The 25,059-nt window shown below is 62.8% G+C and carries 26 protein-coding genes and 1 pseudogene; 10 read left to right on the top strand and 17 right to left on the bottom strand.

Annotation, left to right across the window (positions count from 1 at the left end):
- Positions 1–18: 18 nt before the first annotated feature.
- The 3 genes from gcvT (at position 19) to ACFY68_RS07145 (ending at position 2,288) form a co-directional block, all read left to right on the top strand.
- Positions 19–1,140, top strand: coding sequence for a glycine cleavage system aminomethyltransferase GcvT (gcvT, locus tag ACFY68_RS07155; RefSeq protein WP_387524978.1), 1,122 nt, complete (start codon positions 19–21; stop codon positions 1,138–1,140).
- Positions 1,141–1,497: 357 nt separating this feature from the next.
- Entirely contained in the window at positions 1,498–1,710 is a 213-nt protein-coding gene (locus ACFY68_RS07150; RefSeq protein ID WP_012316046.1) for a cold-shock protein, read from the top strand.
- Positions 1,711–1,799: 89 nt separating this feature from the next.
- Complete coding sequence (locus ACFY68_RS07145) at positions 1,800–2,288, top strand: RDD family protein (RefSeq protein WP_387524975.1); 489 nt, start codon at positions 1,800–1,802, stop codon at positions 2,286–2,288.
- 169 nt (positions 2,289–2,457) lie between these two features.
- Here ACFY68_RS07145 and lptG read toward each other — a convergent pair whose 3' ends face one another.
- Positions 2,458–3,519 (bottom strand): LPS export ABC transporter permease LptG, encoded by a 1,062-nt coding sequence (gene lptG / locus ACFY68_RS07140; protein WP_346611933.1) that lies wholly within the window; start codon positions 3,517–3,519, stop codon positions 2,458–2,460.
- Entirely contained in the window at positions 3,512–4,627 is a 1,116-nt protein-coding gene (gene lptF / locus ACFY68_RS07135) for an LPS export ABC transporter permease LptF (RefSeq protein WP_387524972.1), read from the bottom strand. Before lptF ends, lptG begins: the two co-directional genes overlap by 8 nt.
- 289 nt (positions 4,628–4,916) lie before the next feature.
- On the opposite strand from lptF, the gene ACFY68_RS07130 reads away from it, so the two are divergent.
- The 5 genes from ACFY68_RS07130 (at position 4,917) to rlmF (ending at position 11,427) form a co-directional block, all read left to right on the top strand.
- A complete protein-coding gene (locus ACFY68_RS07130; protein ID WP_387524969.1) occupies positions 4,917–6,410 on the top strand; it encodes a leucyl aminopeptidase in 1,494 nt (497 codons plus the stop codon).
- 50 nt (positions 6,411–6,460) lie between these two features.
- The gene (locus ACFY68_RS07125) at positions 6,461–6,892 is read left to right on the top strand and encodes a DNA polymerase III subunit chi (RefSeq protein WP_387524966.1); all 432 of its coding nucleotides are present in this window, start codon (positions 6,461–6,463) and stop codon (positions 6,890–6,892) included.
- 5 nt (positions 6,893–6,897) lie between these two features.
- On the top strand, positions 6,898–7,275 hold the full coding sequence (locus ACFY68_RS07120; RefSeq protein WP_346611937.1) for a DNA polymerase III subunit chi: 378 nt from the start codon (positions 6,898–6,900) through the stop codon (positions 7,273–7,275).
- A 183-nt stretch (positions 7,276–7,458) separates the two neighbouring features.
- Positions 7,459–10,305 (top strand): valine--tRNA ligase, encoded by a 2,847-nt coding sequence (locus ACFY68_RS07115; protein ID WP_346611938.1) that lies wholly within the window; start codon positions 7,459–7,461, stop codon positions 10,303–10,305.
- A 171-nt stretch (positions 10,306–10,476) separates the two neighbouring features.
- Entirely contained in the window at positions 10,477–11,427 is a 951-nt protein-coding gene (gene rlmF / locus ACFY68_RS07110; protein ID WP_387524961.1) for a 23S rRNA (adenine(1618)-N(6))-methyltransferase RlmF, read from the top strand.
- 51 nt (positions 11,428–11,478) lie between these two features.
- Here the strand turns inward: rlmF and ACFY68_RS07105 are convergent, their stop codons facing one another.
- Positions 11,479–11,760 carry an HU family DNA-binding protein gene (locus ACFY68_RS07105; protein ID WP_012316055.1) on the bottom strand — a complete coding sequence of 94 codons (282 nt, stop codon included), beginning with the start codon at positions 11,758–11,760 and terminating at the stop codon, positions 11,479–11,481.
- A 393-nt stretch (positions 11,761–12,153) separates the two neighbouring features.
- On the opposite strand from ACFY68_RS07105, the gene yejK reads away from it, so the two are divergent.
- The gene (gene yejK, locus ACFY68_RS07100) at positions 12,154–13,161 is read left to right on the top strand and encodes a nucleoid-associated protein YejK (protein WP_346611941.1); all 1,008 of its coding nucleotides are present in this window, start codon (positions 12,154–12,156) and stop codon (positions 13,159–13,161) included.
- On the opposite strand, the gene ACFY68_RS07095 is transcribed toward yejK, so the two are convergent.
- The 4 genes from ACFY68_RS07095 to ACFY68_RS07080 form a co-directional block, all read right to left on the bottom strand.
- Complete coding sequence (locus ACFY68_RS07095) at positions 13,162–13,446, bottom strand: GIY-YIG nuclease family protein (RefSeq protein WP_387524956.1); 285 nt, start codon at positions 13,444–13,446, stop codon at positions 13,162–13,164.
- A gap of 39 nt (positions 13,447–13,485) precedes the next feature.
- A complete protein-coding gene (locus ACFY68_RS07090) occupies positions 13,486–13,956 on the bottom strand; it encodes a nuclear transport factor 2 family protein (protein ID WP_387524953.1) in 471 nt (156 codons plus the stop codon).
- Positions 13,957–14,075: 119 nt separating this feature from the next.
- Complete coding sequence (locus ACFY68_RS07085; RefSeq protein WP_387524950.1) at positions 14,076–15,353, bottom strand: CynX/NimT family MFS transporter; 1,278 nt, start codon at positions 15,351–15,353, stop codon at positions 14,076–14,078.
- A gap of 13 nt (positions 15,354–15,366) precedes the next feature.
- Complete coding sequence (locus ACFY68_RS07080; RefSeq protein ID WP_387524947.1) at positions 15,367–16,017, bottom strand: FadR/GntR family transcriptional regulator; 651 nt, start codon at positions 16,015–16,017, stop codon at positions 15,367–15,369.
- A 141-nt stretch (positions 16,018–16,158) separates the two neighbouring features.
- Between ACFY68_RS07080 and ACFY68_RS07075 the strand changes: the two are divergent.
- A pseudogene (locus ACFY68_RS07075) lies at positions 16,159–16,998 on the top strand (alkaline phosphatase family protein); the annotation flags it as partial.
- Positions 16,999–17,055: 57 nt separating this feature from the next.
- Here the strand turns inward: ACFY68_RS07075 and hisC are convergent.
- The 10 genes from hisC to ACFY68_RS07025 form a co-directional block, all read right to left on the bottom strand.
- The gene (gene hisC / locus ACFY68_RS07070; protein ID WP_387524944.1) at positions 17,056–18,102 is read right to left on the bottom strand and encodes a histidinol-phosphate transaminase; all 1,047 of its coding nucleotides are present in this window, start codon (positions 18,100–18,102) and stop codon (positions 17,056–17,058) included.
- 2 nt (positions 18,103–18,104) lie between these two features.
- Entirely contained in the window at positions 18,105–19,430 is a 1,326-nt protein-coding gene (gene hisD / locus ACFY68_RS07065) for a histidinol dehydrogenase (RefSeq protein ID WP_387524942.1), read from the bottom strand.
- Positions 19,431–19,560: 130 nt separating this feature from the next.
- Positions 19,561–20,196 (bottom strand): ATP phosphoribosyltransferase, encoded by a 636-nt coding sequence (gene hisG / locus ACFY68_RS07060; RefSeq protein ID WP_387524939.1) that lies wholly within the window; start codon positions 20,194–20,196, stop codon positions 19,561–19,563.
- A 117-nt stretch (positions 20,197–20,313) separates the two neighbouring features.
- Entirely contained in the window at positions 20,314–21,579 is a 1,266-nt protein-coding gene (murA, locus tag ACFY68_RS07055; RefSeq protein ID WP_346611949.1) for a UDP-N-acetylglucosamine 1-carboxyvinyltransferase, read from the bottom strand.
- 23 nt (positions 21,580–21,602) lie between these two features.
- Complete coding sequence (locus ACFY68_RS07050; protein WP_019471361.1) at positions 21,603–21,842, bottom strand: BolA family protein; 240 nt, start codon at positions 21,840–21,842, stop codon at positions 21,603–21,605.
- Between the two features lie 118 nt (positions 21,843–21,960).
- Positions 21,961–22,263, bottom strand: coding sequence for a lipid asymmetry maintenance protein MlaB (locus ACFY68_RS07045; RefSeq protein ID WP_387524934.1), 303 nt, complete (start codon positions 22,261–22,263; stop codon positions 21,961–21,963).
- Positions 22,260–22,907 (bottom strand): ABC transporter substrate-binding protein, encoded by a 648-nt coding sequence (locus ACFY68_RS07040; RefSeq protein ID WP_346611951.1) that lies wholly within the window; start codon positions 22,905–22,907, stop codon positions 22,260–22,262. The genes ACFY68_RS07045 and ACFY68_RS07040 overlap by 4 nt, the downstream gene beginning before the upstream one ends.
- A 9-nt stretch (positions 22,908–22,916) precedes the next feature.
- Positions 22,917–23,402, bottom strand: a complete 486-nt coding sequence (gene mlaD / locus ACFY68_RS07035; RefSeq protein WP_346611952.1) for an outer membrane lipid asymmetry maintenance protein MlaD — start codon at positions 23,400–23,402, stop codon at positions 22,917–22,919.
- Positions 23,402–24,199 (bottom strand): lipid asymmetry maintenance ABC transporter permease subunit MlaE, encoded by a 798-nt coding sequence (mlaE, locus tag ACFY68_RS07030; RefSeq protein WP_346611953.1) that lies wholly within the window; start codon positions 24,197–24,199, stop codon positions 23,402–23,404. Before mlaE ends, mlaD begins: the two co-directional genes overlap by 1 nt.
- Entirely contained in the window at positions 24,199–25,008 is an 810-nt protein-coding gene (locus ACFY68_RS07025) for an ATP-binding cassette domain-containing protein (protein ID WP_043213285.1), read from the bottom strand. Before ACFY68_RS07025 ends, mlaE begins: the two co-directional genes overlap by 1 nt.
- Between the last annotated feature and the right edge of the window lie 51 nt (positions 25,009–25,059).

Below are 25,059 nucleotides of genomic sequence, written 5' to 3'. Positions count from 1 at the left end.
AAACCTGAGGAGTCACCGATGTCCGAAACACTGCACAAGACCCCGCTGCACGCCCTGCACCTGGAACTGGGCGCGCGCATGGTGCCATTCGCCGGCTTCGACATGCCGGTGCAGTACCCGCTGGGCGTGCTCAAGGAACACCTGCACACCCGCGAGCAGGCCGGGCTGTTCGATGTCTCGCACATGGGCCAGATCATCCTGCGCGGCAAGGACGCAGCCCTGGCTCTGGAAAGCCTGGTGCCGGTGGATATCGTCGACTTGCCGGTAGGCATGCAGCGCTATGCCATGTTCACCAACGAGCAAGGCGGTATCCTCGACGACCTGATGGTCGCCAACCTGGGTGACGACACGCTGTTCCTGGTTGTAAACGCCGCCTGCAAGGACCAGGACCTGGCCCACCTGCAGCAGCACATCGCTGGCCGCTGCGAGATTCAACCGCTGTTCGAAAAACGGGCTCTGCTCGCCCTGCAAGGCCCGGCCGCGGTCAAGGTGCTGGAGCGCCTGGCACCGGAAGTGGCCGGCATGACGTTCATGCAGTTCCGGCCTGTGACCCTGCTGGGTGAAGACTGCTTTGTCAGCCGTTCGGGCTACACCGGCGAAGACGGCTACGAGATTTCGGTACCGGTTGGCGCTGCCGAGGCCTTGGCCCGGCGCCTGCTGGCCGAGCCAGAAGTGCAGCCGATCGGCCTGGGCGCCCGCGACTCGTTGCGCCTTGAAGCGGGCCTGTGCCTGTATGGCCATGACATGAACACCGAGACTACGCCGGTCGAGGCCAGCCTGCTCTGGGCCGTTTCCAAGGTGCGTCGCGCAGACGGCGCGCGCGCGGGCGGCTTCCCCGGTGCCGAGGCGATCTTTGCGCAGCAGCAAGCCGGCGTGGCGCGCAAGCGTGTAGGCCTGCTGCCGCAGGAGCGTACGCCAGTGCGCGAAGGTGCAGAGATTGTCGACGCGTCGGATAAACCCGTTGGCAAAGTGTGCAGTGGCGGCTTTGGCCCGACACTTGGCGCGCCGGTTGCAATGGGTTATGTCGATATCGAACATGCCGCGCTCGACACACCCTTGTTTGCACTCGTGCGCGGCAAGAAGGTTGCCTTGAAAGTCAGTAAAATGCCTTTTGTGGCGCAACGTTACTACCGCGGCTGAAGACATGACATGAGGTTTGCGGGAGGGTTCTACTTATTCGATTTCGAACCTTCCCAATAACTTTTGAACATGCCGCCAGGCCAGGCGCCATGCCGTTTGCGACGTGCCAGCCGCTAGCCGAAAAAAGCGCGATTTTCCAGTTGACCCAGGGCTTGTTTTTTTCTTGGGAGTTGGCGTAGAGTCACAGCACTGTGTTTGCATGGGTCGCAACAGTTCGTGACCTGGGCCAGTAGCCGCAATTTGCTACAACCCGTTCGACGTGACTTACTTTCCTGCAACCCAGCCCAGTAATCTTTCACTATCTAATAACGTGAAAGAAACTGTCATTAAAATTTAAGCTTCATAGGAAATAAGACAATGGCTGAGCGTCAGAACGGTACCGTCAAGTGGTTCAATGACGAAAAAGGTTACGGCTTCATCACCCCAGAAAGCGGTGCTGATCTGTTCGTGCACTTCCGTGCTATCGAAGGTAACGGCTTCAAGAGCCTGAAAGAAGGCCAGAAGGTCACTTTCGAAGCCGTCCAGGGCCAGAAAGGCCTGCAGGCTGACAAGGTTCAAGTCCTCGGCTAAGCCGCACGACTTCGAAGAAAGCCCCTGCCCCGTGCAGGGGCTTTTTTTTGCCCGTAGAATGGCGGCTTCGCCACTCGGAGCCGTCCTGCATGTCCAAACCTCTGCTGTCACCCCAGGGTGAATTCCCCCCGGTCGGCCTTGGCCGGCGCCTGGCGGCGATGTTCTACGATTTTCTGCTGTGCACGGCGCTGCTGATCGTCACCGCAGGCGCGTACAAGATGATCCAGATGGCGGTCATCGGTGAGGCCCGCATGCGTGAGTTGACCGATGCCGGCGCATTGGATGGCGATCCGCTGCTGTCGACGATCCTGCTCTTTGCACTGTTTGGTTTTTTTGCCAAGTTCTGGACCCATGGCGGGCAGACCCTGGGTATGCAGGTATGGGGCGTGCGTGTGCAGAACGCCGATGGCAGCGCAATCAGCCTGTGGCAGGCGCTGTTACGGTTTATCGTGTCGATTGCGTCGTGGCTGTGCCTGGGGCTGGGCTTCTTCTGGTCCTTGATCGACAAGCGCAAGCGCGGCTGGCATGACATCTATTCGCAGAGCCAGCTGGTTCGGGTGCCGAAGCAAAAGAAATGACTTGAGCCTTGTGTTGCCTGCTATGGCCTTATCGCCGGCAAGCCAGCTCCCACAGGTGCAACACAGGATTCGGATCGATGTGATTCCTGTGGAAGCTGGCTTGCCGGCGATAGGGCCACAGCCACAAAAAAGCCGACCCTGGGGTCGGCTCTTCATGCAGTTCAGGCCATCAACCCGCCCGTCGCAACAACCAGACACCCGCCAGGGCACAGATGCCCGCAGGGATCAGCACCGCCAACAGGGGCGGGAAGCCGAACACCTGGCTCGAAGGGCCAAGCAGGTCGCCGGCAATACGGAACACGAAGCCCACCAGCACGCCGGTGAACACGCGCTGGCCGAGCGTCACCGAACGCAGCGGGCCGAAGATGAAGGAAATCGCCATCAGCACCAATGCAGCGGTAACTGCCGGCTGCAGCACCTTGGTCCAGAACGCTAGCCAGTAACGGGCATTGTTCAGCCCCTGGTCGGACAAGTAGTGGATGTAGTCCCACAGGCCGGTGATCGACAGCGACTCCGGCGCCAGCACCACGGTGTTGAGCAGTTGCGGGGTGACCGAGACATCCCACTGCTCTTCAGGGCTCTTGATCACTTCGGTGTGGTCGCCACGGAAGTAAGTGGTGCTGACATCGTTGAGCACCCAGTGATCGTTCTCATAGCGGGCGCGGCGGGCGAAGCTGGAGGTGACGATCTTGCGCTCGTCGTCGAAGCGATAGCGGGTCACACCCAGCAGCAGGCCGTTTGGCTGCACCGAGTTGATGTGCACGAATTCGTCGCCCTGGCGGTGCCACATGCCACGTTTGGAGCTCTGTGCCTCACCGCCCCCCTGGGCCAGCGAACGATCGGCCTGGGCCTTGTTCTCGCTGACCGGTGCCACGTATTCGCCGATCAGCAGGCCGACCAGCATCAGCACCAGCATCGGCTTCATCACCGCCCAGACGATACGCCCGATGGAGACGCCAGCGGCACGCATGATGGTCAGTTCGCTGTTGCTGGCCAGGCTGCCCAGGCCGATCAGGCAGCCGATCAGGGCCGCCATTGGCAACATGTCATAGAGCCGACGGGGCGCGGTGAGCAGCGTGAACCAGCCGGCATCCAGCACGGTGTAGGTGTCGCTCAGGTCGCTCATTTCATCGATGAAGGCGAACAGCGACGCCAACCCGAGAATAATGCCCAGCACGGCCAGAATGGCCACCAGCACACTCATGCCGATATAGCGGTCGAGCTTAACCATGGGCCACCTCCGCACGGCGGGCGGCGCGCTTGAGGCGCAGCGGCTCCCAGTACATCAGCGCAAGGCCGATGAGCAGGAACAGGCCATGCACCCACCACATGCCCAAGGCGATCGGCAATTTGCCTTTCTCCAGGGCGCCACGAACGGAAATCAGCATCGTCAGGTAGGCCATGTACAGAAGAATCGCCGGCAGCAGCTTGAGGAAGCGGCCCTGGCGTGGGTTGACCCTGGCCAGCGGCACGGCCAGCAGGGTCACGATGAATACCAGGATCGGCAGCGAAATACGCCATTGCAGCTCGGCACGTTCACGTAGCCCTTCCTGGCCGATGAGTTGCGAGGTAGGGATGGCTTCGCGCTCGGTCACTTCCTCGCTCACTTCCGGCTTGGGCAGCAGCACGCCGTAGGTGTCGTACTTGATCGCACGGTAGTCGGCCTGGCCCGGGTTGCCGTCATAGCGGTAGCCGTTCTGCAGTACCAGGTAGCGGTTGCCATCGGCCTGTACTTCCTGGTGGCCCTTTTCGGCCACCAGCACAGACGGTGCACGGTCCTTGGTCTTGTCCTGGTTGAAGCGTTTTTCGGAGATGAACACACCGGTGAGGTTGCTGCGGTCATCGGTCAGCTGCTCGGTGTAGGTCACCCGCGAACCATCGCGCAAGGTCTGGAAGCGGCCCGGCACCAGGGTGTCGTACTCGGTCAGGGCGTCCTGCTGGCCAATGATCTTCTGCACCTGGGCAACACCCAGCGGCGCCAGGCTCAGGCTCAGCCACGCCACCAGCAGCGCGACCAGCGCAGCGGGTGCCATGGTCATGCCGAGCAGGCGTTGCTGGCTCATGCCAGTGGCCGAGAGCACCGTCATTTCGCTTTCCAGGTACAGCCGGCCGTAGGCCAGCAGAATGCCGAGGAACAGCCCCAGTGGCAGGATCAGTTGCAAGAAGCCAGGCAGGCGGAAGCCCATGATCAGGAACAGCACGCTCGGGTCGAGCACGCCCTGGGCCGCCTGGGCCAGGTACTTGATGAAGCGCCCGCTCATGATGATCACCAGCAGCACAGCGCTGACGGCGCTCAAGGTCACGAGGACCTCGCGGGACAGATAACGAAAGACGATCAAACCAGACACTCCTGGGTTGTCAGGGGCGGACTGCCTAACAAAGGCTTACGACAGCCAAGACCAATGCCGGTTCGCCGGGGGCGAACCTCCATGTAAAGTGCGCGCATTATCCTGTGATTGACTGCGCCTGTCACTTGGCCTCGCATGAAGGCGGACAACGGGGTTGTCAGCACACTTGCCGGAGGCTCAAACTGGCAGCTTTTCCACTGGTACGCGACCACGCGGCCAGGCCCGCCCAGAGCGCGAGAGTTCAAAGCGCCAACTGCACAGATCATTCGGGGACCCTGACATGGAACTGGTTGTAAAAAGCGTAGCTGCTGCATCCGTAAAAACCGCCACTCTGGTCATAGCGGTCGGTGAAGGGCGCAAGCTCGGCGCCGTGGCCAAAGCCGTCGACCAGGCTGCCGACGGCGCCATCAGCGCCGTGCTCAAGCGTGGCGACCTGGCCGGCAAGCCCGGCCAGACCCTGCTGCTGCAAGGCCTGCCGGGCCTCAAGGCCGAGCGCGTGCTGCTGGTAGGCAGCGGCAAGGACGAAGCCCTCGGTGACCGCGCCTGGCGCAAACTGGTCGGCAGCGTCGCAGGCGTGCTCAAAGGCCTGAACGGCGCCGACGCCGTGCTGGCGCTGGACGACATCGCCGTCAACAACCGCGATGCCCATTACGGCAAATACCGCCTGCTGGCCGAAACCCTGCTCGACGGCGAATACGTGTTCGACCGTTTCAAGAGCCAGAAGGCCGAACCACGCGCCCTGAAAAAAATCACCCTGCTGGCCGAAAAAGCTGGCCTGGCCGAGGTCGAGCGTGCGGTCAAGCATGCCAGCGCCATCGCCACCGGCATGGCATTCACCCGCGACCTGGGCAACCTGCCGCCGAACCTGTGCCACCCAAGCTTCCTCGCCGAACAGGCCAAAGAGCTGGGCAAGGCCCACAAAGGCCTGAAGGTCGACGTGCTGGACGACAAGAAGATCAAGGACCTGGGCATGGGCGCGTTCTACGCGGTGGGCCAGGGCAGCGACCAGCCACCGCGCCTGATCGTGCTCAACTATCAGGGCGGCAAGAAGGCCGACAAGCCGTTCGTGCTGGTGGGCAAGGGCATTACCTTCGATACCGGCGGCATCAGCCTCAAGCCAGGCGCCGGCATGGATGAAATGAAGTACGACATGTGCGGCGCTGCCAGCGTGTTCGGCACCCTGCGCGCGGTCCTCGAGCTGCAACTGCCGATCAACCTGGTGTGCCTGCTGGCCTGTGCCGAGAACATGCCAAGCGGCGGCGCCACCCGCCCGGGCGACATCGTCACCACCATGAGCGGGCAGACCGTAGAAATCCTCAACACCGACGCCGAAGGCCGGCTGGTGCTGTGCGACACCCTGACCTACGCCGAGCGCTTCAAGCCGCAGGCGGTGATCGACATCGCCACCCTGACCGGCGCGTGCATCGTCGCCCTGGGCAGCCACACCTCGGGCCTGATGGGCAACAACGATGACCTGGTCAGCCAACTGCTCGACGCCGGCAAGCGTGCCGACGACCGCGCCTGGCAGCTGCCGCTGTTCGACGAGTATCAGGAACAGCTGGACAGCCCGTTCGCCGACATGGGCAACATCGGTGGGCCCAAGGCCGGCACCATCACTGCAGGCTGCTTCCTGTCGCGCTTCGCCAAGGCCTACAACTGGGCGCACCTGGACATCGCCGGCACCGCGTGGGTTAGCGGTGGCAAGGACAAAGGCGCCACTGGCCGCCCGGTACCGCTGCTGACCCAGTACCTGCTCGATCGCGCCAGCGCGTGATGCCATAAGGCCGGTGGTGCCCCAGGCACTACCGGCCGGCAGACCGAACCATGAGCAAAGTCGATTTCTACATTCTGCCCACCGATGCGTTGTCGGCGCGGCTGGATTTCGCCTGCAAGCTGTGCGAGAAGGCCTGGCGCCTCGGCCACCGGGTCTATCTGCACTGCCAGGACGCCGAGCAGCGCAGCGAGCTGGACCTGCGCCTGTGGCGTTTCAAGGGTGAAGCCTTCGTGCCGCATGACCTCGCCGAGCTGCATGCCGATGCGCCGGTGGCGCTAGGCCTCAACGCCGAGAGCGCTGGCGAACACCGCGACCTGCTGATCAACCTGGGCGCCGATGTGCCCGGCTTTGTCGGGCAGTTCGAGCGGGTGGCCGAGATCGTTGTCGAGGAGGCGACCATCCGCCAATCAGCCCGCGAACGATTCCGTTTCTACCGCGAACAGGGCTATGCTCTGCAAGACCACCGCTTACAGCGACTTTAACGACGATGGACAAGCCTTCCGCCCTACCCGATTCCGCCCATCTGCTCGACGACCTGGAGTCCATTCGCCAGCTGCTGGGCGATTCCGACCTGCAGCCGCCGCTACTGACCGAGACCGTGGAGCAGATCCCGCTGTTGCTGGACACACCGGCCGGCAACACCTTACCAGCGCCTGAACCGATCGCCGCGCCCGCCGAGGCGGCGCCCGAAGAAGATTCGCAGACCCGCCGCCAGGACACCCTGCTGCACTTGGAAGCCGAGCTGCGCGCCGCGGCGCAATTGATCATGCAAGACGTGATCAATGACTTTACCCCGCATATCGAGACCGAGATCAAACGCCGCCTCGATGCCCGCATCGAGCGGCTGATCAAGCGCTCTGAGTAAGCCTGTACCGGCCCCATCGCCGGCAAGCCGGCTCCCACAGGATTTGCAGCGCTGCAACCAGTGTGGAGCCGGCTTGCCGGCGATGAGGCCAGGGCAGCAACACAAGCACAGCTGTCGCCTCAAACCCCCACCTTGGTTATACTTCCCGGCTTTCCCGAATAAATGCACAGGGTCCCGCCGCGCATGGATAAGACCTACCAGCCGCACGCCATCGAAACTTCCTGGTACAACACCTGGGAGTCCGAGAACTATTTCGCTCCACAAGGTGCAGGCGAGTCCTACACCATCATGATCCCGCCACCGAACGTGACGGGCAGCCTGCACATGGGCCACGGTTTCAACAACGCGATCATGGACGCCCTGATCCGTTTCCGTCGCATGCAAGGCCGCGACACCCTGTGGCAGCCAGGTACCGACCACGCCGGTATCGCTACCCAGATGCTGGTCGAGCGTCAGCTCGAGGCCAAGGGCCAGAACCGTCACGACCTCGGCCGTGAAGCCTTCCTGGACAAGGTCTGGGAATGGAAGGAGCAGTCCGGCGGCAACATCAGCCGTCAGATCCGTCGCCTGGGCTCGTCGGTAGACTGGAGCCGCGAACGCTTCACCATGGACGACGGCTTGTCCGACGCCGTCAAGGAAGCCTTCGTGCGCCTGCACGAAGACGGCCTGATCTACCGCGGCAAGCGCCTGGTCAACTGGGACACCAAACTGCACACCGCCATCTCCGACCTCGAAGTGGAAAACCACGACGAGAAAGGCCACCTGTGGAACCTGCGCTACCCGCTGGCCGACGGCGCCAAGACCGCCGAAGGCAAAGACTACCTGGTAGTGGCCACCACCCGTCCGGAAACTCTGCTGGGTGACGCTGCGGTAGCCGTCAACCCGAACGATGAGCGCTACCAGGCGCTGATCGGCAAGTTCGTCGAACTGCCGCTGGTCGGCCGTCGCATCCCGATCATCGCCGATGATTACTGCGACCCTGAGTTCGGCACCGGCTGCGTGAAGATCACCCCGGCCCACGACTTCAACGACTATGAAGTCGGCAAGCGCCACAACCTGCCGCTGCTCAACATCTTCGACAAGAACGCCTTGGTGCTGCCTGCCGCCCAGGCCTTCAACCTCGACGGCAGCGTCAACGAGCAGGCCGATACCCGCCTGCCCGCCCAGTACGCTGGCCTCGACCGTTTCGTCGCGCGCAAGCAGATCGTCGCCGACATGGACGCCCAGGGCTTGTTGGTCAGCATCGACGACCACGCCCTGAAAGTGCCGAAAGGCGACCGCTCCGGCACCATCATCGAGCCGTGGCTGACCGACCAGTGGTACGTATCCACCAAGCCGCTGGCCGAGCCTGCGATTGCCGCCGTGGAAGATGGCCGCATCCAGTTCGTGCCCAAGCAATACGAAAACATGTACTTCTCGTGGATGCGTGACATTCAGGACTGGTGCATCAGCCGTCAGCTGTGGTGGGGCCACCGCATCCCGGCCTGGTACGACGAGGCCGGCCAGGTCTATGTCGGCCGCGACGAAGCCGAAGTGCGCGCCAAGCACAACCTGGGTGCGGATGTGGTGCTGCGCCAGGACGACGACGTGCTCGACACGTGGTTCAGCTCGGGGCTGTGGACCTTCTCCACCCTTGGCTGGCCTGAGCAGACCGAATTCCTCAAGAAGTTCCACTCCACCGACGTGCTGGTTACCGGCTTCGACATCATCTTCTTCTGGGTTGCCCGGATGATCATGCTGACGATGCACCTGATCAAGAACGAAGATGGCACCCCGCAGGTCCCGTTCAAGACCGTGTACGTGCACGGCCTGGTCCGTGACGGCCAGGGCCAGAAGATGTCCAAGTCCAAGGGCAACGTGCTGGACCCGCTGGACATCGTCGACGGCATCACCCTGGACGCCCTGCTGGAAAAACGCACCAGCGGCATGATGCAGCCAAAGCTTGCCGAGAAGATCGCCAAGCAGACCAAGGCCGAGTTCCCCGAAGGCATTGCCAGCTACGGCACCGACGCCCTGCGCTTCACCTTCTGCTCGCTGGCCTCTACCGGCCGCGACATCAAGTTCGACATGGGCCGCGTCGAAGGCTACCGCAACTTCTGCAACAAGATCTGGAACGCCGCCCGCTACGTGCTGGACAAGGGCGAGGACTGCGGCCAGAACGGCGAAGCCTACGAGCTGTCGCTGGCCGACCGCTGGATCATCTCGCAGCTGCAGCGCACCGAAGCCGAAGTGACCCGCCAGCTCGAGCAGTTCCGCTTCGACCTGGCCAGCCAGGCGCTGTACGAGTTCATCTGGAACCAGTACTGCGACTGGTACCTGGAGCTGTCCAAGCCGGTACTGTGGGACGAAAACGCCCCGGTCGAGCGCGCCCGCGGCACCCGTCGCACCCTGGTGCGCGTGCTGGAAGTGGCGCTGCGCCTGGCGCACCCGTTCATGCCGTTCATCACCGAAGAAATCTGGCAGCGCATCGCGCCGCTGGCCGGCATCGACGGCAAGACCATCATGCTGCAGCCGTGGCCAGTGGCTAACGACAGCCGCATCGACGCCGCCGCCGAAGGCGACATCGAATGGCTCAAGGAGCTGATGGTCGGCCTGCGCAATATTCGCGCCGAGATGAACATCGGCCCGGGCAAGCCATTGCCGCTGTTCCTGAAGAACGCCAACGCCGACGACCAGCGTCGCCTGCAGGAAAACGAAGCCCTGTTGAAGAAGCTGGCCAAGGTCGAGTCGTTCACCGTGCTCGGTGACGCCGACGAAGCCCCGCTGTCCGCTACCGCCCTGGTCGGCGACCTGCAGGTATTGGTACCGATGGCTGGCCTGATCGACAAAGACGCCGAGCTGGCTCGCCTGAACAAGGAAATCCAGCGCCTGCAAGGCGAAGTGCAACGGGTGGGCGGCAAGCTGTCCAACGCCGCCTTCGTCGACAAGGCACCGCCTGCGGTGATCGAGAAAGAGCGCGCCAAGCTGGCTGAGGCCGAGCAGGCCCTGGCCAACTTCACCGAACAGCATGCGCGGATTGCGGCGCTGTAACCTGATATTGCTGATCTGACCGGCGAGGGCTTCGCCCTCGTTCGCGGCACAAGGCCGCTCCCACAGGATAGTGGTGCTATCGCCAACATCACTATCCTGTGGGAGCGGCCTTGTGCCGCGAATGGGCCGCACAGCGGCCCCAAGGCCAGCGATGCTCATTTGGATTCAAGCATGACCCAGAAACCCACCCTGCACCCGCGCAACCGCCACCAGGGCCGCTACGACTTCCCCAGCCTGATCAAGGCGCACCCTGACCTGGCCCGCTTCACCATCACCAACCCCCACGGCAAACCCAGTATCGACTTCGCCAACCCCGAAGCCGTACGGGTGTTCAACCGTGCGCTGCTCAAGGCGCAGTACGGCATTCAGCACTGGGACATCCCCGCCGACTACCTGTGCCCGCCCATCCCTGGCCGCGCCGACTACCTGCATGTCGCCGCCGACCTGCTGGCCGAGGACAACGCCGGCGAAGTGCCCAAGGGTGCCCAGATACGCGCACTGGACATCGGTGTGGGTGCCAACTGCATCTACCCCCTGCTCGGCCACAGCGATTACCGCTGGCGCTTCCTTGGCTCGGACATCGACCCGGTGGCACTGGCCTCGGCCAAGGCGATCGTTCAGGCCAATGGCCTGAGCAAAGGCATAGCCCTGCGCCAGCAGGACAACCCCAGGCACATCCTCGCAGGCCTGCTGCAAGCGGAGGAACGTTTCGACCTGACCCTGTGCAACCCACCCTTCCATGCCTCACGCGAGGAAGCCACCCGTGGCAGCCAGCGCAAGTGGAAGAACCTCGGCAAACAGGACCCAAAGCGCAAGCTGCCCGTGCTCAACTTCGGCGGGCAAAACAACGAGCTGTGGTGTGAGGGGGGCGAGATTCGTTTCGTCAGCCAACTGGTCGGCGAAAGCGTGCAATACGCGCAGCAGGTGCTGTGGTTCACCAGCCTGGTGTCCAAGGCCAGTAACCTGCCCGGCATCGAAGCGGCGCTGAAGAAGGCCGGCGCAAAGGCTGTGCGCATCATCGAGATGGGCCAGGGGCAGAAGCAGAGCCGCATGGTCGCCTGGAGCTTCCATGACACGGGCGCGCGCCAGGCCTGGCACGCCGCGCGTAAATCACAGGCATGAAAAAACCGCGCCCGGGCAAGCCGGGCGCGGTTTTGTCAAAGCTTCAACAAATTACTTGTTGATGGCGTCGGTCAGCGATTTGGCTGGGACGAACTTGACGACTTTCTTGGCAGCGATTTCGATGGCAGCGCCAGTCGAAGGGTTGCGGCCGGTACGGGCAGGACGCTCGGAGACTTTCAGCTTGCCGATGCCTGGGAGGGTGATTTCAGCGCCGTTTTCCAGTTGGTCGGCAACGATCTGGCCCAGTTGCTCCAGAGCGTTTTTGGCGGTGGCTTTCGGCTGAGCGATCGACTCGGCGATATCGGCAATCAGTTGGTCTTTGGTCAATGCCATGGTGGTGTTCCTTCCCTATCAAATTCAGTGGTTATGCAGCGCTCTACGACGTTATCGGGCCAGCCCCTGAATTCTGGAGGGCCGCGCCAATCGGGCATGTAGATGCGTAAATCGGCGTTTGGTTCGACACGGCGCAAGCACGCTGCCAGCAATGCGCCACCCGAGGTGCGCAAGACCGCGCAAAGCTACCACAGGAATGGATAAATATCCGCTGCCCGCATCAATTTAGTGCAGGTTTTTCGGGGGTTTTAGCCGAAATCGCAAAAAATTGAACAAAAAATCAACAACCGGCATTTCTGCCAACATCCGGCCACTGCATCACCTGCCGTCTGAGTTAAACTTGACGACTTTTGCAGCGCGGCGCCTGGGCGCCCCCGACTCACCGAGAATTCCATGCCAATCCGTCACTGCATCGTTCACCTGATCGACAAGAAGCCCGATGGCAGCCCCGCCGTGCTCCATGCACGGGATACCGAGCTGGGCGCATCGGACGCTATCGAAAACCTGTTGGCCGACCTCAACGACAGCTACAACGCCAAGCAGGGCAAAGCCTGGGGGTTCTTCCACGGCGAATCCGGCGCCTACCCGCTGAGCGGCTGGCTGAAGCAGTACCTGGATGCGGAAAAGGACTTTGCAGCGTTCAGCCGCGTGGCCGTTGAACACCTGCAAAAGCTGATGGAGGAATCCAACCTTTCCACCGGCGGCCACGTCCTGTTCGCCCACTACCAGCAAGGCATGACCGATTACCTGGCCATCGCCCTGCTGCACCACAGTGAGGGCGTGGCCGTGAACGCCGAACTGGACGTAACGCCGTCGCGGCACCTGGACCTGGGCCAGTTGCACCTGGCGGCGCGCATCAACCTGTCGGAGTGGAAGAACAACCAGAACTCCAAACAGTACATCTCGTTCATCAAGGGCAAGAACGGCAAGAAGGTCTCGGACTACTTCCGCGACTTCATCGGCTGCCAGGAAGGCGTCGACGGCCCGGGTGAAACCCGTACCCTGCTCAAGGCCTTCAGCGATTTCGTCGAAAGCGAAGACCTGCCCGAAGAAGCCGCCCGCGAGAAGACCCAGACCCTGGTCGAGTACGCCACCAGCCAGACCAAACTGGGTGAGCCGGTGGCCCTGGATGAGCTGTCCAGCCTGATCGACGAAGACCGCCCCAAGGCGTTCTACGACCACATCCGCAACAAGGACTACGGCCTGTCGCCGGAGATTCCGGCAGACAAACGCACCCTCAACCAGTTCCGCCGCTTCACTGGCCGGGCCGAAGGCCTGTCGATCAGCTTCGAGGCGCACCTGCTGGGGGACAAGGTTGAATATGACGAGGTGGCCGGTACCTTGATCATCAAGGGCCTGCCCACGCAGCTGGTCGATCAGCTCAAGCGTCGCAAGGACTGATCAGCTGCCGGCATAGGAGGCGACCAACGCCTCCTTGGCCGACTTGCGCAGCTTCTTCACCAGCCGCTCCTGGCGCAATGCCTGGCCTTTGTCCGGCCATTGTTCCACATAGACCAGAGCCTGCGCCGGGCTGGTCTTGAAATACCGCGCCCCCTGCCCTTTCTGATGTGCCACGAAACGCCGCTGCGGGTCGTCACTGATGCCGCAGTACAACGAACCATTGGCGGCACGCACCAGGTACACATACCAAGGTTTGCAAGTGGGGGTTTCGGCGGCTTCGCTCACGGGGCTTCTGACTGATCGCAAAGCCGACAGCTTAACCGCTCAACGCGACTGCTGGAACGTGCGCAGCCCTTTGAACGCCTGCTGGCGTACCTTGTTCTGCAGCATCGGCGACCAGCCCAGCAGCATGCCCGGCACGCCCAGCGCCTGCCGCGACCAGCGCCACAGGTCGAAGCGGTCGTCATGCTGGCAGATCAGCCCGTCGCGGATGACGAACCGCGCCTGGATATCATTGACTACCGTGCGGCCCGTCTGGCTGAACAGGTAAGTCGCCACCCAATGTGCCCCGGCGCTGCGCTCGTCGGCGCGAACCTGGTCGAAGGCCAGGGAAAAGTCCCTGGCGCGGGTGGTGAGCATGCGCCACATGTCGCCCGCATCGCGGCCGCGCAAGGTGCCGAACACCGGGTCGCTGAAGACGATGTCGTCGCTGTAGCAGGCCACCATGGCTTCGGCGTCCAGGCGCTGGAAGGCTTGATAGAAGCGGGTGATCAGATCGCGGTTGGCATCGCTCATGGGCTGGTGCGTCCTGGGATTGAAGGTTGCACGATAATCTGCCCCGATTGCTTTAGCCAGTGCCGGCCCTTGCGCGGGGCAAGCCGGATCGCGCAAGGGCCGGCACTGGCTAAACAGTCTCAGACCTTCTCGCTGCTCACCTGCACATGCAGCGCCCGCCCTGCCCCCAGCCCAAACACGATGGCGCCCACCCCCAGTACGGCGAAAATCCATCCCACCGCCGCCCAGCCCCCGGTCAAGTCATGCACCAGGCCTACCGCAAACGGCCCCATGGACGCCAGGGTGTAACCCACACCCTGGGCCATGCTCGACAGGTTCGCAGCCACGTGGGCGTCCCTGGAACGCAGCACGATCAGCGTCAACGCCAGGGCAAACGTGCCGCCCTGCCCCAAGCCCAACAACACTGCCCAGCCCCACAGCCCTGAAAGCGGCGCGTACAGGCAGCCGAACAGGCCAGCCAGGGTGATCAGCATGACCATGACGATCGCCAGTCGCTGGTCCTTGCCACGGGTAGCCAGCCAGGGTGCACTGAGCGAGCTGACCAGCTGCACAATCACCGAGCCGGACAACACCAGGCCAGCCTCGGTCGGGCTCAGGCCGCGGCCGATGAGAATCGACGGCAACCAGCCGAACACGATATACGCCAGCGACGATTGCAGCCCCATGTACAGGGTGACCTGCCAAGCCAGCGGATCACGCCACAAGCCCCGCACCCTGTAGGCCACCTTGTGCAGGCCATGGCCCTGGCGCGCCTGGGGCAGCCAGACCAGCATTGCCAGCAGGGCCGGGACCATCCAGAAGCCCAGGCCGAGCGCCCAGCTGCCGTCAAAGTGCTGAGTCAACGGCACCGTGGCGCCAGCCGCCATGGCGGCACCAAGGCACAGGGCCATGGTGTAGACACCGGTCAAGGTTCCCGCATGCCTTGGGAAGTCGCGCTTGACGATGCCTGGCAACAGCACGCCGATGATGCCGATACTGGCGCCGGCCATCACACTGCCAATGAACACCCCGGTCTCGCCCAGCGTGCTGCGTACCACGATGCCCAGCGCCAGGGTCAGCAGGATGCCGAGGATCACCCGTTCGCTGCCAAAGCGCCGAGCAAGGATCGGCGCCAACGGGGCAAACAGCCCCAGGCACAGCACGGGCAATGTCGTCAGCAGACCCGCCTGCGAAGCACTCAGGCCAAGGCCTTCACTGACCAGGCCGAGCACAGGCGCCATGCTCGACAACGCCGGCCGCAGGTTCAGCGCCACCAGCACCAACCCCAGCAGTAGCAACCAGGGCCGCTTCAACAGCACAGGCTGCTGAACCTGGGCATCGTCGGCTTCGGCATCGATCAGCAGTTCATCGAGTTCCCGCTCGCGGGCGGGGGTTTGGCGGGTCATTGGTTCGGCCATGGCCTTCTCGTTCTCAGGATTCGATGAGGGTCTGGCTCAGGCGCTTGGCCCGCTCCGGATCGCGTTGTTCGATGGCGTCGAGGATCTGCCCATGCAGGTCGAAGGTCGCCTGACAGCGCGGCACGCTGGTCATGTTGTGCTGCAGCGCGGTCGCCACTACACCCGAGAAATAGCGGTATAGCTCGCTAAGCGCCGGGTTGTGCGCCGCGTCGATCAGGCATTGGTGAAACACCAGGTCGCAACTGACGTAGGCATCGACATCGCCATGAAAATGCTCGGCGCTACCCTCCAGGGCCGCGCGCAGGCGTTGCAGGTCGTCATCGGTGCGGCGTAGTGCTGCCAGGCCGATGGCCTCGGTTTCCAGGATGTGCCGCGTTTCCCGCGCCTGTTCCAGTGTGCAGCGCGACATCGCTTGCACAGCCTGCAACGGGTCTTGGGAAGTTCGCAGATAACTGCCGTCACCCTGGCGAATTTCCACCAGCCCACTGAAGGCCAGAACGCGCATGGCTTCACGCACGGTATTACGGCTGATGCCCAACTGCAGGGCCAGTTCAGGCTCGGTGGGCAGGCGCTGCCCCACCTGCCAGTCGCCTTGAAGGATGCGCTCACGCATGCGCTCCACGGCGAGTTCGACCAGCGACCGTTTGGTCAATTCGCTGTTCATGTCCATTCAACCAATCATCCGATGAATACGCGTAGCTTAAGGGAGCACAGGCCGCGGATCAAATCACCTGGCAGTTTTACCAGTTGTGGGCGGGGCGCCCTGCTGCAATGCTGAGGTCATGTGAACTCAGGATGCCAAGCGATGCCTCGTTACCGAACGCTTTTGCTGCTCTGTGCCTTGCTGGCGGGTTGCGAGCCGACACCCCAGGTGCTTCAGCCCAAAACACTGATCGTGGGCCTGGATGGCGTTCAACTCAGCGAGTACGAAAAGTTGGGCGAGGCAAGCAACCTCAAGCGGCTGCACTATCGCAAGGCGTTCACCGGCGGTATTGCCGGCAGTGCGAGCGAGCAGCAGACGATAAGCGGGCCTGGGTGGATGACGCTGCTCACGGGGGAATGGGCCAACAAGCACGGTGTGACCTCCAACGCACTGCACCTGCGCGTCAGCCCTGACTACCCGAGCCTGTTCAAACAGCTGCGACGCGCGATGCCCAATGCCTACCTGGCCAGCGTGGTTAACTGGTCACCCATCAATACGGCCTTCCTGCTGGAAGACGCCCAGGATAGCAACGTGCGCGAAAGCGGCTTGTCCGATGAACTCGTCACGCAACGCGCCCTGGAAATCCTTGGTAATACCCCGGCCGACTTCACCTTCATTCAACTGGACGATCCCGATGCTGCGGGCCACCAGCACGGCTTTGGCCCCGACTACCAGCAAGCCTTGCGTAATGCTGACGCGCAGCTGGGCCGCTTGCTGGACAAAGTGGCCGAGCGCCAGCAACAGTACCCGCGCGAAGGCTGGTTGGTGATCGTCAGTACCGACCACGGTCGTGATGCATCAGGTGTTGGCCATGGAGGCCAGTCAGAAGGGGAAAGAACCATCTTCATCGCCAGCAACAAGCCGCTGGATGAAGCGCTTCCGGCACAGACATCGGTCGCCCCGATCGTGCTCCGTCACATGGGCATCAACCCAAATGCCGAGCAGTAATAGCCCACCCGACAATTGAGCGTCGGGGCCGCTGTGCGGCCCCAATGCGTTTTAGCCCAGCGCGTCGATCAGCGCCTGGTTCATTTCCGGCGTACCAATGGTGATACGCAAGAACTGGGCGATCCGCTGCTGTTTGAAGTGGCGCACGATCACCCCCTGTTCACGCAGGCGTGCGGCCAGCTGCGCAGCATCTTCCTGCGGGTGGCGGGCGAAGATGAAGTTGGCGGCCGAGGGCAAAACGTCAAAGCCCTTGGCCGTCAGTTGCGCGACCAGCGCCTCACGGCTGTCGATCACTTTGCGGCAGGTCTCTTCGAAGTAGGCCTGATCTTCGAAGGCTGCCGCTGCACCGACAATGGCCATGCGGTCCAGCGGGTAGGAGTTGAAGCTGTTCTTGATCCGCTCCAGCGCCTCGATCAGGTCGGGGTGGCCAACCGCCAGGCCAACGCGCAGGCCCGCTAGCGAGCGCGACTTCGACAGGGTCTGAGTCACCAGCAGGTTGTCGTAGCGGTCCACCAGGCTGATGGCCGTTTCGCCGCCAAAGTCGATATAGGCTTCATCCACCACCACCACCGAGTCAGGGTTGGCTTGCAACAGCCGCTCGATCGCCTGCAGCGGCAACAGGCAGCCGGTTGGCGCATTGGGGTTGGGGAAGATGATCCCGGCATTGGGCTTGGCGTAGTCCTCCACACGGATCTGGAACTGCTCGTCCAGCGCTACCTGCTCGAACGCAATGCCGTACAGGCCGCAGTACACCGGGTAGAAGCTGTAGCTGACGTCCGGGAACAGCAGCGGGCCACCGTGTTGGAACAGGCCGTGGAAGATGTGCGCCAGCACCTCGTCCGAGCCGTTGCCGACAAACACCTGGCCGGTGGTTACACCGTAATATTCGGCCACTGCCTGCTTGAGCCGGTCACCGTTCGGGTCCGGGTACAAGCGCAGGTTGTCGTTGAGTTCGCCCCGCATGGCTTCCAGCGCCTTGGGCGACGGGCCATAGGGGTTCTCGTTGGTGTTCAGCTTGACCAGCCGCGCCAGCTTGGGCTGCTCGCCCGGCACGTAAGGCACCAGGTCCTTGACGAAGGGGCTCCAGAATCGACTCATGCTCAGTTCCCCTTGTCTTGGGTCAGGATACGGTATTCGGCACTGCGGGCGTGGGCGGTCAGCGATTCACCACGGGCCAGAACCGAGGCGGTGTGGCCCAGTTCGGAGGCACCCTGCTCGGAGCAGAAGATGATCGACGAACGCTTCTGGAAGTCATACACCCCCAGTGGCGACGAGAAACGCGCCGTACCGGAGGTGGGCAGCACGTGGTTGGGGCCGGCGCAGTAGTCGCCGAGCGCCTCGCTGGTGTGGCGGCCCATGAAGATCGCGCCGGCGTGGCGGATCTGCGGCAGCCAAGCCTGCGGGTCGGCGACCGACAGCTCAAGGTGCTCAGGCGCAATGCGGTTGGCCACCTCGATGGCTTGCTGCATGTCGCGCACCTGGATCAGCGCGCCACGGCCATTGATGGATTTCTCGATGATCTCGGCGCGCTCCATGGTCGGCATCAGCTTGTCGATGCTAGCGGCGACGCGGTCGAGGAACTCGGCGTCTGGGCTTACCAGGATGGCCTGGGCATCTTCGTCATGCTCGGCCTGGGAGAACAGGTCCATGGCAATCCAGTCCGGATCGGTCTGGCCATCGCATACCACGAGGATTTCCGAAGGGCCGGCGATCATGTCGATACCGACCTGGCCAAACACGTGGCGCTTGGCGGTAGCCACGTAGATGTTGCCCGGGCCGACGATCTTGTCTACCTGCGGCACGCTTTCGGTGCCATAGGCCAGGGCGGCGACGGCTTGCGCACCGCCTACGGTGAACACCCGGTCGACACCGGCGATGCAGGCTGCGGCCAGCACCAGTTCGTTGACCTCACCCCGTGGGGTCGGTACCACCATGACCACCTCGGTCACGCCAGCGACCTTGGCTGGGATGGCGTTCATCAGTACCGACGAGGGGTACGACGCCTTGCCGCCCGGCACATACAGGCCCGCGCGGTCCAGCGGGGTGACCTTCTGGCCCAGCACGGTGCCGTCGGCCTCGGTGTACTGCCAGGAGTCCTGTTTCTGCCGCTCGTGGTAGATGCGCACACGTTCGGCGGCTTTTTCCAGGGCGGCACGCTGGGTGTCGGTAATGCGGGTCAGGGCCAGCTCCAGGCGCTCACGGCCAAGGATGAGGTCGTCGATGGACGTGGCGTCGACGCCATCGAAACGCTGGGTGAATTCCACCAGCGCCGCATCGCCGCGTTCGCGCACAGCCTTGATGATGTCGAGCACACGCTGGTTGACCGCATCATCGGACACACTTTCCCAGCTCAGCAGATGATCAAGATGTCGGGCGAAATCCGGATCAGCGGCGTTGAGACGGGCAATTGCAGTGGACACGGTCATGGCGAGGGCCTCGATTATTAGCGAATGCTCAGGCGCCCTAGGCTACCAGTCCATCCGCACGGGCACCCGAGAAAGTGGCTATGACGCGGATAGACGGGCGCGACAGCGAAGGCCGCGCGCAGTGAGAGTCTTAGCCGCGGTGTCGCGATTCAACAGCCTGACGCAGGGTGTCGATCAGGCTCTGGATGCGGGCGTGCTGCATCTTCATGGACGCCTTGTTGACCACCAGGCGCGAGCTGATCGTGGCGATCAGGTCCTGAGGCTCCAGGCCGTTGGCGCGCAGGGTGTTGCCGGTGTCGACCACGTCGATGATCTTGTCGGCGAGGTTGATCAGCGGCGCCAGCTCCATCGAGCCGTACAGCTTGATGATGTCGACCTGACGGCCCTGTTCGGCATAGTAACGTTTGGCTACGTTGACGAACTTGGTGGCGACGCGCAGACGGCCCTTGGGTTCGGGGGCGCCGGTGACACCTGCAGTCATCAGCTTGCATTGAGCGATCTGCAGGTCCAGAGGCTCATACAGGCCCTGGCCGCCGTACTCCATCAACACGTCCTTGCCAGCCACACCGAGGTCGGCGGCACCATGCTCGACATAGGTCGGCACGTCAGTGGCGCGCACGATCAGCAGGCGCACGTCTTCCTGGGTGGTCGGGATGATCAACTTGCGGCTCTTGTCCGGGTTCTCGGTCGGCACGATACCGGCCTCGGCCAGCAATGGCAGGGTATCGTCGAGGATGCGGCCTTTGGAAAGCGCGATGGTCAACATTGGAAACGTCGGTCCTTAAGCAGCTACTGCCGGCCGGGCGTTGGCCCGACCGCATTCAATTCGTGTGCGGGAGCAGGCTTGTCGAAGCTCGCCCCCACACTTGCGCCTGCGGCGCGACTAGCCCGGTACGCGACGGATTTTCGCGCCCAGCATCTGCAGTTTCTCTTCGATGCACTCGTAACCACGGTCGATGTGGTAGATGCGGTCGATCAGGGTATCGCCTTCGGCGACCAGCGCCGACAGCACCAGGCTGGCGGATGCACGCAGGTCGGTGGCCATGACCGGGGCACCCTTGAGCGCTGGCACGCCAGTGACGATGGCGGTGTTGCCCTCGACCTGGATCTGCGCGCCCATGCGGTGCATTTCGTACACGTGCATGAAGCGGTTTTCGAAGATCGTCTCGATCACGGCGCCGGTGCCTTCGGCAATGGCGTTGAGCGAGATGAACTGCGCCTGCATGTCGGTCGGGAACGCCGGGTACGGGGCGGTACGCAGGTTGACGGCTTTCGGCCGCTTGCCATGCATATCCAGCTCGATCCAGTCTTCACCGGTGGTCAGGTCGGCACCGGCTTCCTTGAGTTTCTCCAGCACAGCCTCAAGGATGGTCGGGTCGGTGTCCTTGACCTTGACACGGCCGCCGGTCACGGCAGCGGCGACCAGGTAGGTACCGGTCTCGATACGGTCGGGCATGACGCGGTAGCTGGCCGAGTGCAGACGCTCGACGCCATCAATGGTGATGGTGTCGGTACCGGCGCCCTGAACCTTGCCGCCCATGGCATTGATGAAGTTGGCCAGGTCGACCACTTCCGGCTCACGCGCGGCGTTTTGCAGCACGCTGCGGCCTTTGGCCAGGGCAGCGGCCATCATGATGTTCTCGGTACCGGTCACGCTGACGGTGTCGAAGAAGAAGTGTGCGCCACGCAGGCCACCTTCTGGGGCCTTGGCCTTGATGTAGCCGCCTTCGACTTCGATCTTCGCGCCCATGGCTTCCAGGCCGCGGATGTGCAGGTCGACCGGGCGCGAACCGATGGCGCAACCGCCCGGCAGGGCCACTTCGGCCTCACCGAAACGGGCGACCATCGGGCCAAGCACCAGGATCGAGGCGCGCATGGTCTTGACCAGCTCGTACGGCGCTACCAGGGTCTTGATGGTGCGTGGGTCGATTTCCACCGCGAGCTTTTCGTCGATCACAGGCTCGATGCCCATACGACCGAACAGCTCGATCATGGTGGTGATGTCGTGCAGGTGCGGCAGGTTGCCTACGGTAACCGGGCCGTCAGCCAGCAGGGTCGCTGCCAGAATCGGCAGGGCTGCGTTTTTAGCACCCGAAATGCGGATCTCGCCGTCAAGGCGAGCGCCGCCAGTAATAATCAGTTTGTCCATTGGAGTCTCGCCGCCAAGTTGGCTCAGGTGCGCTCAGCCCAGGCTGCGCTGCTGAAAAATTTCATGGTTACCGCATGGATGCTGCCATTGGCGATCCAGGGATTAAGGTGAGCATAGATCGCCTGCTGACGTTTGACCGGGCTCAGGCCAGCCAACTCGTCGCTGATCACGTTCAACTGGAAGTTGCAGCCTTCGCCTTCAACTTCTACCCGGGATCCCGGCAATTTTTCTTCAAGGAAGCTCTTAACTTCTAGGGCCTGCATGCTCAACCTCAATCGGCGCCCGATGCGCACGGGTCGGCCATCATACAAAAAAGCCCCTCGCCTGCGAAGCCCAACGAGGGCGTACGCTGACCGAGGGGCCTCCATCAATGGCGAGCCATCAGCTCGCCAGCACTTCATCCAGGTCATAGACCCCGGCGATTTCCCGCATGTCCTCGGGCATGTCGCGGACTTCGCAAGCCTTGCCGGCGGCCTGGCCATCACGAATGAACGCCAGCAACAGCGACAGGCCGACACTCGACGACTTTTCGACAGCCGAGCAATCGAGCACCAGGCGAGGCTCGCCAGAAGCGCCGATCAGCGCCTTGCCCTGCTTGCGCAAGGCCGGGCCACTGCGGTAGTCCAGCACGCCGGCCAGGCGCATCACGCCCGGCTCGGCCATGCTTACGCCAGCCTCACTCATTTCACTTCCTTGTCCGGCGAGCTGTCGGCGGTCTGCTTGGCCTTGGCCACCTCACCCGCCCAACCGTCGATGGTCTTGTCCAGGTTGTTGCCGTTACGCTGCATGGCATCGGCGAACTGGTCACGGAACAGCTTGCCGATGTTGATGCCATTGACGATGACGTTACGCACCTTCCACTCGCCGCCGAGGTTTTCCAGGGTGTACTGCACCGGGTACACGGCGCCGTTGTTGCCGGTCACCTTCATGCCGACGCTGGCGCGCTTGCCGTCATCGGCCTTGGCCGGGTCGACCACGATGCCCTGGTTGTTGTACTCGAGCAGGGCGTTGCCATAGAACTGCATCAGGCTGCGCTTGAAGTTTTCCTGGAAGCGCTGCATCTGCTCAGGCGTGGCCTTGCGCGAGTACTTGACGGTCATGATGCTCTTGGAGATGCCGTCGGCGTCCACCACCGGCCCAAGGATGCGGTTGAGGGCATCGTAGAAAGCCTGTGGGTTGGACTTGTACTGTTCCTTGTTGGCCTTCAGATCACCCAGCAGTTCGTTGGTCGTGCTCTGTACCACGTCATGGGGCGACTGCGCAGCCATGGTCAACAGGGGAAAGGCCGCCAGCAGTACCAGCAAGCCACGTCGCAGGATCGAAATCATGGAAACTCCTTAATTAGCCGGTTGCGCTTCTTTCGGTTCCTTGCCAACGGTGTTGAGCAGGAACTTGCCAATCAGATCTTCCAGCACCAGCGCCGACTGGGTGTCATGGATGGTCGCGCCATCCTTGAGCACCTGGTCTTCACCGCCCACGCTGATGCCAATGTACTTCTCGCCAAGCAAGCCGGCGGTCAGGATCGAGGCAGTGGAATCGGTCGGCAGGTTGTCGACCTTGCTGTCCAGCTGCAGCGTCACCCGACCGGTGTAGGAATCACGGTCCAGATCGATGGCGGTGACCTTGCCGATGGTCACACCGGCCATGGTCACTTTAGCTCTGACCGTCAAACCGGCGATATTGTCGAAGTACGCATAAACTTTATAGGTATCGCTGCTCGGGCTGGCAGACAGCCCGCTGACACGCAGGGCCAGCAGCAGCAACGCCAGGATCCCGGCCAGGAGGAACAGGCCGACACCGATTTCCAGGGTGCGGTTTTGCATCAGAAATCTCCAAACATCAAGGCGGTCAGAATAAAGTCCAGACCTAGAACTGCCAACGAGGCATAGACCACGGTCTTGGTGGTGGCACGGCTGATCCCCTCTGAGGTGGGCTCGCAGTCATACCCCTGGAATACGGCGATCCAGGTGGTGACGAAGGCGAACACCAGGCTCTTGACCAGCCCGTTGAGCACGTCGTCGGTAAAGGAAACGCTGTTCTGCATGTTGGCCCAGAACGAGCCTTCGTAAACGCCCAGCCAGTCCACCGCGACCCACGAGCCACCCCAGATGCCGACCACGCTGAAGATCAGTGCCAGCAGCGGCAACGAAATGAAACCGGCCCACAGGCGCGGCGCGACGATGTACTTGAGCGGGTCGACCCCGATCATCTCGAGGCTCGACAGCTGCTCTGTGGACTTCATGTTGCCGATTTCGGCAGTCAGGGCCGAACCTGCGCGGCCGGCGAACAGCAGCGCGGTGACCACCGGGCCGAGCTCGCGCAGCAGGGTAAGGGCAACCATCTGCCCGACCGCCTGTTCGGAGCCGTACTTGGCCAGGATGCTGTAGCCCTGCAGCGCCAGCACCATGCCGATGAACACACCGGATACGGTGACGATCGCCAGCGACAGCACACCCACCGAATACAGCTGCTTGGTCAGCAGCTGGAAGCCACCGCCAATACCGCCGCGACCGACCAGCGCATGGAACAGGAACAGGCACGAGCGCCCGAGCACCGCCAGCACATCGATCGCCGAGCGACCGAACAGCCGGACACGTTCGAGTAAGGATTTTCTGCGCATCAACGCGCCCCCAGCAGATCGGCGCGGTAGTCTGGCGCAGGAAAGTGGAATGGCACCGGGCCGTCCGGGTCGCCCTTCATGAACTGGCGAATGCGCGGATTGTCCGAGCCCATCAGTTCGTCAGGCGTGCCCTGGCCCAGCACCTGCCCGTCACCCACCACGTAAATGTAGTCGGCGATGCTGGCGGTTTCGGCCAGGTCGTGGGAGACGACGATACTGGTGATGCCCAATGCATCGTTGAGCAGGCGGATCAAGCGCACCAGAACACCCATGGCGATCGGGTCCTGGCCGACGAACGGCTCGTCGTACATGAGGATCTGCGGGTCCAGCGCAATCGCCCGGGCCAGCGCCACGCGGCGCTTCATGCCGCCGGACAGCTCGTCGGGCATCAGGTCGATGGCACCACGCAGGCCCACGGCCTGTAGCTTCATCAGCACGATGTCGCGGATCATTTCATCCGACAGCTGGGTGTGCACGCGCAGCGGGAACGCCACGTTCTCGAACACATCGAGGTCGGTGAACAGTGCGCCGCTCTGGAACAGCACGCCCATCTGCTTGCGCGCGTCGAACAAGTCGCTGCGCGACAGGCTCGGCAGGTTCTGCCCGGCCACCCACACCTCGCCGCTCGACGGACGCAGCTGCGCGCCCATCAGGCGCAACAGCGTGGTCTTGCCGCAACCCGACGGCCCCATGATGCCAGTGACCTTGCCTCGCGGGATACGTATGTCGACGTTGCTGAAAATGCTGCGCGAACCGCGCTTGAAGGTGACGCCCTTCAACTCGACCGCGTAGGCGCTATCCACACTCATCTAGACTCCTTGCTAGTGCAGCCTCGTCCTAGTTGACGCCGGCCCTCATCT

The sequence above is a fragment of the Pseudomonas sp. NPDC012596 genome (assembly GCF_042902325.1).
Classification (GTDB): Bacteria; Pseudomonadota; Gammaproteobacteria; order Pseudomonadales; family Pseudomonadaceae; genus Aquipseudomonas.
This window is presented reverse-complemented; position numbering and strand designations above follow the sequence as displayed.